General features: G+C 64.4%; 10 protein-coding genes and 1 rRNA gene. 5 read left to right on the forward strand and 6 right to left on the reverse strand.

What is annotated here, in order from left to right; translation table 11 throughout:
- Positions 1–10: 10 nt before the first annotated feature.
- Both glgB and MTX35_RS06565 read left to right on the forward strand, forming a co-directional pair.
- Positions 11–2,212, forward strand: a complete 2,202-nt coding sequence (glgB, locus tag MTX35_RS06560; protein WP_243594188.1) for a 1,4-alpha-glucan branching protein GlgB — start codon at positions 11–13, stop codon at positions 2,210–2,212.
- Complete coding sequence (locus MTX35_RS06565; RefSeq protein WP_243594189.1) at positions 2,213–3,661, forward strand: metallopeptidase; 1,449 nt, start codon at positions 2,213–2,215, stop codon at positions 3,659–3,661.
- 4 nt (positions 3,662–3,665) lie between these two features.
- Here MTX35_RS06565 and MTX35_RS06570 read toward each other — a convergent pair whose 3' ends face one another.
- The 3 genes from MTX35_RS06570 to MTX35_RS06580 all read right to left on the reverse strand — a co-directional run bounded on the left by MTX35_RS06570 (position 3,666) and on the right by MTX35_RS06580 (position 6,295).
- Entirely contained in the window at positions 3,666–4,616 is a 951-nt protein-coding gene (locus tag MTX35_RS06570; protein ID WP_243594190.1) for a tetratricopeptide repeat protein, read from the reverse strand.
- Positions 4,617–4,663: 47 nt separating this feature from the next.
- Complete coding sequence (locus MTX35_RS06575; RefSeq protein ID WP_279395703.1) at positions 4,664–5,026, reverse strand: DUF3817 domain-containing protein; 363 nt, start codon at positions 5,024–5,026, stop codon at positions 4,664–4,666.
- A gap of 78 nt (positions 5,027–5,104) precedes the next feature.
- Positions 5,105–6,295, reverse strand: coding sequence for an acetyl-CoA C-acetyltransferase (locus tag MTX35_RS06580; protein WP_243594191.1), 1,191 nt, complete (start codon positions 6,293–6,295; stop codon positions 5,105–5,107).
- A gap of 105 nt (positions 6,296–6,400) precedes the next feature.
- On the opposite strand from MTX35_RS06580, the gene mce reads away from it, so the two are divergent.
- Both mce and MTX35_RS06590 read left to right on the forward strand, forming a co-directional pair.
- The gene (gene mce / locus MTX35_RS06585) at positions 6,401–6,883 is read left to right on the forward strand and encodes a methylmalonyl-CoA epimerase (protein WP_374230246.1); all 483 of its coding nucleotides are present in this window, start codon (positions 6,401–6,403) and stop codon (positions 6,881–6,883) included.
- A 59-nt stretch (positions 6,884–6,942) separates the two neighbouring features.
- Positions 6,943–7,893 (forward strand): hypothetical protein, encoded by a 951-nt coding sequence (locus tag MTX35_RS06590; protein ID WP_243594193.1) that lies wholly within the window; start codon positions 6,943–6,945, stop codon positions 7,891–7,893.
- A 30-nt stretch (positions 7,894–7,923) separates the two neighbouring features.
- On the opposite strand, the gene MTX35_RS06595 is transcribed toward MTX35_RS06590, so the two are convergent.
- The gene (locus MTX35_RS06595; RefSeq protein WP_243594194.1) at positions 7,924–8,241 is read right to left on the reverse strand and encodes an ATP/GTP-binding protein; all 318 of its coding nucleotides are present in this window, start codon (positions 8,239–8,241) and stop codon (positions 7,924–7,926) included.
- A 41-nt stretch (positions 8,242–8,282) separates the two neighbouring features.
- Positions 8,283–8,954 (reverse strand): endonuclease NucS, encoded by a 672-nt coding sequence (nucS, locus tag MTX35_RS06600; protein ID WP_243594195.1) that lies wholly within the window; start codon positions 8,952–8,954, stop codon positions 8,283–8,285.
- Positions 8,955–8,996: 42 nt separating this feature from the next.
- Here nucS and MTX35_RS06605 point away from each other — a divergent pair, with 42 nt between their 5' ends.
- On the forward strand, positions 8,997–10,586 hold the full coding sequence (locus MTX35_RS06605; RefSeq protein WP_243594196.1) for an adenylate/guanylate cyclase domain-containing protein: 1,590 nt from the start codon (positions 8,997–8,999) through the stop codon (positions 10,584–10,586).
- Positions 10,587–11,445: 859 nt separating this feature from the next.
- Here MTX35_RS06605 and rrf read toward each other — a convergent pair.
- A 5S ribosomal RNA gene (gene rrf / locus MTX35_RS06610) occupies positions 11,446–11,562 on the reverse strand.
- Between the last annotated feature and the right edge of the window lie 213 nt (positions 11,563–11,775).

Genomic DNA, 11,775 nt, shown 5'->3' on the forward strand with positions numbered 1-11,775 from the left:
GGGATTCAACGTGACCGAGAATCCGACGACGCCCGAAGACACCGTCGCAGCCCCGTCCGACAACGATCTCGAACTCATCGCCGCGGGGCGGCACTACAACCCGCATTCCGTACTCGGCGCTCACCCGATGCCGGGCGGCACGGCGATTCGAGCGCTCAAACCCGACGCCGAGAAGGTCGTCGCCCGCATCGGTGGCGTCGACCACGAATTGACCCACGTCGCGCACGGGCTCTTTTCGGTGCTGTTGCCGTTCGAGGACCTGATCGACTATCGGCTCGTGGTGACCTGGCCCGGTGGACACGTCTCCGAGTCCGCCGACGGGTATCGGTTCCTGCCCACTCTCGGCGAACTCGATCTCCACCTGTTCGGCGAGGGCAGGCACGAACGGCTCTGGGACATCCTCGGCGCACATCAGCAGTCCTACGCGACACCGGACGGCCCCGTCACCGGCACGTCGTTCGCGGTATGGGCTCCCGCTGCCCAGGGCGTCACGCTCGTCGGCGACTTCGACGGCTGGACCGGGCGAAGCTGGCCGATGCGAGCACTCGGATCGACCGGCGTGTGGGAAGTCTTCGCTCCCGACATCGCGCCGGGCGCGCTGTACAAGTTCCGCGTCCACGGCTCCGACGGCTCGGTCAAGGACAAGGCCGATCCGATGGCCTTCGCCACCGAGATCCCCCCGTCGACGGCCTCGGTCGTCACCGCATCCTCGTACACCTGGAACGACGACGCCTGGCTCGATACCAGGGCCGGCATCGAGCCGACGCAGGCTCCGATGAGCGTCTACGAGATCCACCTGGCGTCCTGGCGACCGGGCCTCGGGTACCGCGAGCTCGCCGAGCAACTGGCCGAGTACATCACCGAGACCGGCTTCACCCACGTGGAGCTGCTCCCGGTCGCCGAGCATCCGTTCGGCGGCTCCTGGGGCTACCAGGTCACGTCGTACTACGCACCGACTTCGCGGTTCGGCAGCCCCGACGATTTCCGCTACTTCGTCGACCACCTGCACAGCGCCGGAATCGGCGTGATCGTCGACTGGGTGCCCGCGCACTTCCCCAAGGACGAATGGGCCCTGGCCCGGTTCGACGGTGGCCCGCTCTACGAGCACGGCGACCCGCAGCGCGGCGAGCAACTCGACTGGGGCACACTCGTTTTCGATTTCGGACGACGCGAGGTTCGCAACTTCCTGGTCGCGAACGCGCTGTACTGGATCGACGAGTTCCACATCGACGGGCTGCGGGTCGACGCGGTGGCGTCGATGCTGTACCTGGACTACTCCCGTCCCGAAGGCGGCTGGTCGCCGAACATCTACGGGGGCCGTGAAAACCTCGAGGCCGTCACCTTCCTGCAGGAGATGAACGCAACGGTGCACAAGAAGCACCGCGGTGTCGTCACTGTGGCGGAGGAGTCGACGGCATGGCCCGGCGTCACCCGCCCGACGAATGTCGGCGGACTCGGGTTCAACATGAAGTGGAACATGGGTTGGATGCACGACACCCTTGGCTTCCTCGGGCGTGATCCCATCCACCGCAGCTACCACCACCACGAGGTCACGTTCTCGCTCGTCTACGCGTGGAGCGAGAACTATCTGCTTCCCATCAGCCACGACGAGGTGGTGCACGGCAAGGGCACGCTGTGGACTCGGATGCCCGGCGACGACTACGCCAAGGCGGCCGGTCTGCGCGGCATGCTCGCCTACATGTGGGCGCACCCCGGTAAGCAACTGCTGTTCATGGGACAGGAGTTCGGACAGACTCGTGAGTGGTCCGAGGAACGCGGTCTGGACTGGTACCAGATCGACGAGGAGCCACTGCACAACGGCGTCAAAACCCTTGTGTCCGATCTCAACTCGACCTACCGGTCACATCCGGCACTGTGGACACTCGACACCTCCCCCAGCGGGTACTCGTGGATCGACGCCAACGACACCGAGAACAACGTGCTGAGCTTTCTGCGGTACGGGTCCGACGGTTCGGTCATCGCGTGTATTTTCAACTTCTCCGGGACCGAGCACGGCAGCTATCGTGTGGGACTACCGGAACCAGGCCGTTGGATCGAGATTCTCAACACCGATGCAACGGAATACGGCGGCTCCGGTGTGGGCAACCTGGGTGAAGTGACGGCAACATCGCACTCGTGGCACGGTCGACCGGCGTCAGGCCAGGTCGCCCTACCTGCCAACGGGGCGATCTGGATCAAACTGGAGCAGTAGATGAGTGGCGGCCGCACACCCCGACTTCTGGCCGCGGCCGCCACCGCAGGGCTGCTCGTGCTGACCGCCTGCGCGCAGACCGTCAGCGGAAACGCCGTATCGATCTACGAGAATCCGTTCAGCGTCGCCGGACTTCCCGTCACCAGCGGCCCGAGCGGACCGCGTCCCGGTGTCCCCGATTCGACCATCACAGTCGAGAACGCCGAGGGCACCGACTCCGACATCCTCGCCACGAACGCGGTCGACGACATCCAACGATTCTGGGAACAGCAGTATCCGAACCTGTTCAAGGGTTCGTTCACCCCGGTGTCCGAGATCGTCTCGTGGGACGCGTCCGAGGACGAGGGATCGGGCGTCCGATTCTGCGGAGACCGCACCGGCGGTATTCCCAACGCCGCGTACTGCACCCGCGACGACTCGATCGGCTGGGATCGCACCATTCTGCTGCCGGCTCTGGTCGATGCCTTCGGGCCGATGTCGGTGGTGATGGTGATCGCCCACGAATACGGCCATGCCATTCAGCACCAGTCGGGTCTCGTCGGCGACGACACCCCGACCATCGTTGCCGAACAACAGGCCGACTGTTTCGCCGGTGCGTTCATCCGCCACGTCGCCGAAGACGATGCGCCGCACTTCACCATCAACACCTCCGACGGGCTCAACGGCGTTCTCGCAGCAACCGTTGCCGTGCGCGACGTCGATCCCAACGATCCCGAATCGGTGCACGGTTCGGCCTTCGAGCGCGTCACCGCAGTGCAGATCGGGTTCACCGACGGCGCGGCAGCCTGCATCGGCATCGACGAGGCCGAGATAGATTCGCGTCGAGCATCGTTGCCGCAGAAGTTCAGTGACCCGGACGACTCCGGTGAGCTACCGGTCACCGAGGACACCCTCGGGTTGTTCACTCGGTCCTTCGAAGCGGTGCTGCCCGTGGCCGATCCGCCGGCCGTCGACTACTCCGGGTCGGACACCGGATGTTCCGACGCCGAGGCGACCGCGCCGGTGTCGTACTGCCCGTCGACCAATACCATCGGTGTCGACGTCGAGGACCTGGCCGAAATCGGACAACCCGAGACCCCACAACGCGGAGATATCTTGCCGCTCAACGTCTCCGGTGACTACAGCGCCTACGTGCTCTTCGCCTCGCGCTACACGCTCGCGGTGCAGAAGGAAGCAGGCCAGCGGCTCGACGACCCACAGACCGCCTTACGATCGGCGTGTCTGTCCGGCGTCATCACCTCGGCGATGAGCGCCGAGAACGGTGACACCGGCCTCGACATAGTGCTGTCCCCCGGCGACCTCGACGAAGCGGTATCGGGACTGCTCAGCGACGGCCTCGCCGCCAGCGACATCAACGGTACGACGCTGCCGTCCGGGTTCTCTCGGGTCGATGCGTTCCGTTCGGGAGTTCTCGGCGGCAAGGAACGGTGCGACGCGCGCTACAACTGACGGGTCAGTACAGCGCCGAAGCGAGCTTGCGCCGTGCAGAGACGACCAGCGGATCGGCCGAGTCGAACAACTCGAACAACTCGAGCAGACGGGTGCGCAGCGTAGTTCGGTCGTCGCCTGCACTGATCTTGATTCCGTCGATCAGACGAGCGAAGGCCTGCTCCGGTTGCTGACCGGCCATCTCGGCGTCCGCGGCATCGATCCGAGCCTGCACGTTTCCGGCGTCGGCATCGGCGACAGCAATTGCGTCGGGTGCCAGATTCTGTACACGCGCGAGAAACTTGACCTGTCGCAACGCGGCGACAGCCTCTGTGTTCTTCGGTTCGGCGTCGATGATCGCTTGGTAGGCAGCTTCTGCCTTGTCGAAGTCGCCCTCGTCGATGGCCTCTTCGGCTGCGACGATCCGCGGATCCTCGATCTCGGGTTCCGGTTCGGCAGCCGCGACTCCGGGAGGCCCGGTGAGCTTTCCCGCAGTCGCCTGCTCGACGGCCTGTAGCCACTGACGCAGCTGCTCGTCCGACTGCGTTCCCTCGAAGTCGGCCAGCGGCTGACCGGCTGCAACGGCGACCACCGTCGGAATGGCTTTCACACCGAACGCCTGCGCGATCTGCGGATTGGAATCGACGTCGACTCGGGCGAGAACCCACGTACCTGCGGCCTCGACGGCCAGTTGGCCGAGCTGTCGCGTCAACGCCTGCGATTGCGGGGACCGGGCGGAACCGAGATCGACGATCACCGGGACCTGTGTGGACCGCTGCAAAACCTCGGCCTCGAACGTAGCCGCGGTCACGTCCACGATCGGTGCCAATCCTCCCGCGTCGCCGCCGGATTCGGCCGCAGGTGCAGACGCAGGTGCCGGACGGTCCTTGAGAACGGACAGGTCGACGGCACCGGCAATGGATGCGGGAACGACGGCTGACGGGCGGGCGGGAGGACGGGAACCGGGTCGAGTCACGCCCTACAGTTTGTCACTAACGCGATGCGTCATCCACTGGCGGGCGGTCAGGACGGAACCTTCGCGTCGGCTGCTGGTCGTCCGGTGCTCAACTCGGCGAGACGGCCGGTGCGCACCGCCCAGATCTCGAAGACGACCGTGCCGAACGGGGGAAACGCCGCGACGAGTGCGAGCAAGGTCGCCTTGACGTCCCACTTCAGCTTCACTGCCGTCAGCACGGCGACGGCCAAGTACACGACGAACACGCCGCCATGGATCGGCCCGAAGATCTTGACGCCGATCTCGTTGCCGTCGGCGGGGATGTATTTGAAGGCCATTCCGATCAGCAGTCCGAGCCAGGTGAACGCTTCGAGCACGGCGACGAAACGGAAGCGTTTTGCTGTGCTGCTCAGGTCGAAGAAATTGGTCATGCCCGCTATTGTGCCCGGTTTGCTACGACAGAACGTAGTGGCTCTGGTCTCAGTTCTTCTCCAGAGCCACTACGAGTCCTACTGCTTCGGTACTCGAACGATGAGGGCGTCGCCCTGTCCACCGCCGCCGCACAGCGCGGCCGCGCCCACTCCGCCGCCGCGTCGCTGCAGCTCGAGAGCCAGGTGCAGAGCAATGCGAGCTCCCGACATGCCGAGGGGATGCCCGATCGAGATCGCTCCACCGTTGACGTTCACGATCTCCGGATCGATGCCGAGTTCTCGTGTCGACGCGATTCCGACCGCCGCGAACGCCTCGTTGATCTCGACGACGTCGAGGTCCTTCGGATCGATGCCGTCCTTCTCGCATGCCTTGGCGATCGCGCGAGCCGGCTGCGACTGCAGCGTGGAGTCGGGACCGGCCACCACTCCGTGGGCACCGATCTCCGCGAGCCACGTCAGACCGAGCGACTCCGCCTTCTCCTTGCTCATCACCACGACCGCGGCAGCACCGTCGGAGATCTGCGACGCCGAACCCGCGGTGACGGTGCCGGCCTTGTCGAAGGCAGGGCGAAGCTTGCCCAGGGAGTCGACGGTGGTGTCGGCGCGAATGCCTTCGTCCGCGGTGAACTGGATCGGCTCGCCCTTGCGCTGCGGAATCGACACCGGGACCACTTCGTTGTCGAAGACGCCGTTCTTCCAGGCCGCAGCGGCCTTCTGATGCGACGCGGCGGCGAAGGTGTCCTGCTCTTCGCGAGTGATGACCTCGGTGTTCTGGTTGCGCTGCTCGGTGAGCGCACCCATGGCCTGGTCGGTGAAGATGTCGTAGAGACCGTCGTACGCCAGGTGATCCCGCATCGTCACATCGCCGTACTTGAATCCCGCGCGCGACTTCTCGAGCATGTGCGGAGCCTGGGTCATCGACTCCTGGCCACCGGCGACGACGATCTCGAATTCTCCGGCGCGGATGAGCTGATCGGCCAGCGCGATGGCATCGACACCGGACAAGCAGACCTTGTTGATCGTCAATGCGGGCACGGTCATCGGAATGCCGGCAGCAACAGCTGCCTGGCGTGCCGGGATCTGGCCGGCTCCGGCGGTGAGAACCTGCCCCATGATGACGTAATCGACCTGATCGGGAGCAACACCGGCCTTCTCGAGTGCACCCTTGATGGCGATCCCGCCGAGGTCCGATCCCGAGAAGTCCTTGAGTGCGCCCGAGAAGCGCCCGACCGGCGTGCGAGCACCGGCGACGATGACTGTTGTGGTCACGATTTCCTCCGAAAGTGTGAAGACGGCCTTGTCGAGATCAACGCTCCGACGCCGCCTGCCGATACCGGCCGGGCGAAGCACCGAAACGCAGCTGGCGCTAACGTCATGGCCATGACCTCCAGCACGCAGTCTTACACGGGAGCCCCGCTGCGCTCCGACCTGGTGACGGCTATCGACCACGCGGGTGTCGCGGTGCCCGATCTCGACGCCGCCATCGCCTGGTACACCGATCACCTCGGGATGGTTGCGGTGCACGAAGAGATCAACGAGGAACAGGGCGTCCGGGAGGCGATGCTCTCGTTCCCCGGAGCACCGGAGAAGTCCGCTGCACTGCAGTTGCTCGCGCCGATCGACGAGTCGTCCACCATCGCCAAGTTCATCGGCCGCAACGGCCCGGGACTGCAGCAGCTGGCGTACCGCGTCACCGACATCGACGAGATCTCGACCGAGCTACGCGCTCGCGGCGTTCGGTTGCTGTACGACGCCCCGCGCCGCGGCACCGCCGATTCTCGGATCAACTTCGTCCACCCCAAGGACGCCGGTGGCGTGCTCATCGAACTCGTCGAACCGAACCCCGACGCGCACTGATCGAACTCTGTGAATCAGCCGTATGGCTCTCTACTTGACTCACCGGTAAATTGACGGCCATGGCCATCGATCATGAGCGCACCTCCGCGGTGCAACTTCCCTTTTCCATCGTCCGGAAGGGGTTCGATCGCGACGAAGTCACCAACTACTTCGAGCGGTTCGACGCCGAACTACGGCTGACGACCGCCGATCGTGATGCAGCTGCAGCGCAGGCGCGTGATCTGGCGAAGCAACTCGACGACGCTCGAGACGAGATCGACGAACTCCGCAAGGACATCGATCGCCTGTCGGTTCCGCCCACCACCGCGGAGGGCATGAGCGACCGAATCTCGCGCATGCTGCGGCTGGCGTCGGACGAGGCATCCGAGGTCCGCGCGAAAGCGCACTCGGAGTCCGAGGAAATGATCTCGGTTGCGCAGCAGGAGAGTGCACGTCTGCGCGGACGGCACGAGTCGCTGGTGGCCGAACTCGAAGAGCGCCGGACGGCACTCGAGGCCGAGCATGAGCAGACCATGGCCCAGGCGCGTACCGAGGCGGCTCGCGTGGTCGAGGCCGCGCAGGCCGAACGCGACAAACTGGCCGCCGAATCCGAGGCCAAGCGCGCCGAGGTTCAGGAGGACTTCGAGATCACGATGGCCGAGCGCCGCACCAAGGTCCTCTCTGCCCTCGAAGAGCTCGAAGCGTCGAGCAAGTCCGATGCCGCCCGCCGCATCGAAGAGGCGACGACCGAGGCTGCGCGACGGCTACAGTCCGCCAGCGAACAGGCCGAGCGGCGGATCGCGCATTCCAAGGAACTGGCCGAGGAGCTGCGTGTACTGCGCAGTCGGGTCCTGGCTCAGCTGCTCGGAATTCGCGGGCAGCTCGATTCGGTACCGGCGATGCTCGCCTCGGTCAATCGAGAGAGCGAACTGCTCGACAATCCCGATCCGACCGCGATCCTGAAGAAGGAAGAAGAGAAAGCTGCAGCGAAAACCGAGGACGAGAAGGAATCGGCTGACTCCACGTCCTGACTCTTTTCGTCCTGCGCCTGGCCTCCCCCGCTACGACCACCTGCGGGTGAGGCCTCGCGTGTTTCGGCCCGACCAACACCCGGTGTGCCAATGCCGACGATTGTCTGCACCGCCGAAGTCGTCCGACGGCCACGCAACGATGTGCGCGACGCCCGGCCGCACCTCGTGATCGCAGCCGGGACAGCGATAGGTCTTGACCGCCTTGGCGCCCGGGACCATGCGCGTCGTGTAGGTGTCTCCGTCCGGACCGACCTCGACCCGGTTGCCACCCAGCACGGAATCGGTGGGCGGACCGAGATCACTCGGACCGCTCCGATTCGGTCTGCGGGGCTGATTACGACGAGGCACTCGTCCAGTGTAGAGAACGGGTCGACCGATACCGACAGTCGTCAGAAAAGACGGAACTCGGTACTGTCGGTTCCCCGTAGGACGTCGTAGTCGAGTGTGAGACAACGAATACCGCGATCGGTGGCCAGCGTCTTCGCCTGCGGCTTGATGACCTGCGCAGCGAACACTCCGCTGACCGGAGCCAGCAGGGGATCACGATTGAGCAGCTCCAGATAGCGAGTCAGCTGTTCGACGCCGTCGATCTCACCGCGCCGCTTGATCTCCACTGCCACTGTTCCGCCATCTGCGTTCCGGCACAGCAGATCCACCGGTCCGATGGCCGTCATGTATTCACGACGAACGAGCGTGTAGCCATCGCCCAACGTGCTGACGTGCTCGGCCAACAACTCTTGAAGATGGGCCTCCACACCGTCTTTCACCAACCCGGGATCGATGCCGAGCTCGTGACTCGAGTCGAGCTCGACGTCGTCGATGGTGATACGAAGTTCCTCGCCGGCCTTGTTGGTGACGATCCACTTGATCGTCTCGCCCTCGGTGGTCTCGACCGTCCAGCAGGGCGGAGACATCCAGTTGAGCGGCTTGTAGGCCCGGTCGTCCGCGTGCACGCTCACCGATCCGTCGGACTTGACGAGGAGCAGGCGACGAGCGGACGGGAGGTGTGCGGTGAGGCGGCCGACGTAGTCGACTTGGCAACGAGCAATAACTAGACGCACTCGACCACCTTAAGGCAGGACCCCCGTTAGTCTGTGACGACCATGCCGCAACTGAGACGATCTGCCGCTCCCCTGGGTTCCCGACTGCTCGGCGACACCTCCGAGTCGCCACGTCGACGACGGATCCGAATTCAGCTGCTGCTGACCGTCTTCTTGGTCCTGTCGAACTTGATCGGCGCGGTCATCGTTGGCGTTCTGATCAGTGTCGTGGTTCCGGGCCCGGACGTCTTGGACATGGATCGATACTGGTGGGTCAATTTCATCGTCGTGCCGGTTTACGTCTTTCTCGCCTTCCTGGTCGGCGTCGTCTGTGGAACCACAAGCGCGCTGAGCAGCCTGCGGTGGGGCATAGAGGATCGTCGACCGACACGGTCCGAGCAGGTCGCGACTCTCGCCATGCCGTGGCGCCTGACGCGCATGCAGATTGCACTGTGGACCGGCGCGTTGATCCTGCTGACCACGATCGACGGCATCATCGATCCTCAGGCGATACCCAAAGTTGCGTTCACGATCGCCGCGGGCGGCACAGTCGTCTGCGCTTTCAGCTACCTGCTCAGTGAGTTCGCGCTTCGCCCCATTGCGGCTCGGGCGCTCGAGGCAGGCGATCCACGTCGTATCCGAATCGCCGGTGTCATGGGACGGTCGATCCTGTCGTGGTTGTTGGGGACCGGTGTTCCGGTCTCCGGACTGATGATGATCGCGGTCTTCCGCTTCCTCAGACCCGAGACGAGCGCCAACCAGCTCGCCGTCTCCATCCTTGCGCTCGGCGGAATCACCATCATCTTCGGTTTCGCATTGACAGTGCTCGGCGGATTCGCAACTACCTCGCCCATCAACAACGTGCGGGCGGGGATGGCCGAGGTGGAGAAGGGCAACATGGACGTCCGCCTCGCGGTGTACGACGGCACCGAACTCGGTGAGCTCCAGAGCGGATTCAACCGGATGGCCGACGGGGTGCGCGACCGGGAGAAGATCCGCGACCTCTTCGGTAGGCACGTCGGCCATGAGGTTGCCGAAAAGGCACTGCAGTCCGACAGCGAACTCGGCGGACAGGAACGGGACATCGCGGTGTTCTTCATCGACCTCGTGGGTTCGACCGAGCTGGCAGCATCCCGGCCCCCTACCGAGGTCGTGGACCTACTCAATCGATTCTTCGCCGTGGTCGTCGACGAGGTCGACGAGCACGGGGGTTTCATCAACAAATTCGAGGGCGACGCTGCGCTGGCAATCTTCGGAGCTCCCAACGAAATCACCGACCACTGCGGCTCCGCATTGGCCGCAGCACGAGCCATTGCCCGACGGTTGCTGGTCGAAGTCCCCGAATGCAGTGCCGCAGTGGGCGTTGCGGCGGGACGCGCAGTCGCCGGCAACGTCGGTGCGAAGTCCCGATTCGAGTACACGGTCATCGGAGACCCGGTGAACGAGGCCGCTCGCCTCTCCGAGCTGGCGAAGAACGCTCCAGGGGCGATCCTTGCGTCCAAGACCGCAGTAGATGGTGCCGCCGACGACGAGGCGCATCGTTGGGAATTCGGTGATGCAGTCACCCTGCGCGGACGGTCTGCGGAAACAGTTCTCGCAAATCCGAAGGACGTCAAGGTCGCGGCGGATAATTCCGAAGCCGTCCACGCCTGACCCGATCGTTGGGCTCAGTAGGTGTAGTGCCCTGCGTCCCTGCCGTTTTCATCTTTGACGACTCGGCCTTCTATTGCCCGGTCCCCCTCGCAAACGCGCTCACGTTTGTCGAACGCTCACGAAATCGCTGACGATTCTGCGCGCGCCTCGCGAAGGCGAGCGCGTCTGCAGAATCCAGGTGTTGCGTAAGCCCGCCTACCCTGACCGCCACGCCTCGAGAGCAGTAATCGAGTTGTTGGGGTTCAGTCCGGTTCGGCGGCCCGCAAACGCGCGCGCATTTGTCAGGTGCGCGCAGTCTGGTGTCGCTGTTCTGCTCGCGTCTGGCAAACGCGCTCGCGTTTGCGACCAGGGTGGGGGGTGACAGGAACGAGTCGACGATCGGCACTATTGGCGGCGACGTGGAGCTGGAACCTCTGGTTTATGCGAATGCGCGCGCGTTTGTCAGGTGCGCGCAGTCTGGTCTCACGGTTCTGCTCGCGTCTGGCGAGTGCGCTCGCGTTTGCGACGGGGGTTGGAGTTGGCGAGGCAGGTGCCCGGCGTCAGGGGCCGGCCCTGTCCAGGATGGCCGGAGCCGCGGCCGCCCTGCCTGGCTTGTGCGAACGCGCGCGCGTTTGTCAGGTGCGCGCGGTCTGGTGTCGCTGTTCTGCTCGCGTCTGGCGAGTGCGCTCGCGTGTGCGACCCGGGTGGGGGCGAGACACGCGCCCGCATCACAATGATCGGACTTGCGGTGCAGATGTCGGAGCCCTGGAATTCAGGGATACCGAATACGGACAAGGCCACGAATACTGTTGCAGCAGTAACGGTTTCGAATGCAAACAACCCCCGACCGTGAGCTCGGGGGTTGTTTGGTTCAAGTTGTGTTCGGCGGTGTCCTACTCTCCCACACCCTGTCGAGTGCAGTACCATCGGCGCTGGAGGGCTTAGCTTCCGGGTTCGGAATGGGACCGGGCGTTTCCCCTCCGCTATGGCCGCCGTAACTCTGTGAAACAGTGTCACGAGCGGTCTCAGTCGGAGAACACATCCCCCGCATGTGCTGTCAGGGGTGGTGTTTCGTCATGGACCTGTATTCGATTGTGCTTGCTGAATCAACTCGTGTGTTGTTTCAGATATTGCACAGTGGACGCGTAGCTTCTTTGTGGTAAGTCCTCGGCCTATTAGTACCAGTCACCTGCATCGGTTACCCGACTTC

Origin of the sequence: Rhodococcus sp. ARC_M12 (assembly GCF_022810385.1) — a bacterium.
Lineage (GTDB): Bacteria > Actinomycetota > Actinomycetes > Mycobacteriales > Mycobacteriaceae > Rhodococcoides > Rhodococcoides navarretei.

Coding starts and splice junctions, on each gene's coding strand:
- mce (WP_374230246.1), top strand. CDS start 6,401: ATGGCCATGACCTCCAGCACGCAGTCTTACACGGGAGCCCCGCTGCGC.
- MTX35_RS06565 (WP_243594189.1), top strand. CDS start 2,213: ATGAGTGGCGGCCGCACACCCCGACTTCTGGCCGCGGCCGCCACCGCA.
- MTX35_RS06590 (WP_243594193.1), top strand. CDS start 6,943: ATGGCCATCGATCATGAGCGCACCTCCGCGGTGCAACTTCCCTTTTCC.
- MTX35_RS06605 (WP_243594196.1), top strand. CDS start 8,997: ATGCCGCAACTGAGACGATCTGCCGCTCCCCTGGGTTCCCGACTGCTC.
- MTX35_RS06575 (WP_279395703.1), bottom strand. CDS start 5,026: ATGACCAATTTCTTCGACCTGAGCAGCACAGCAAAACGCTTCCGTTTC.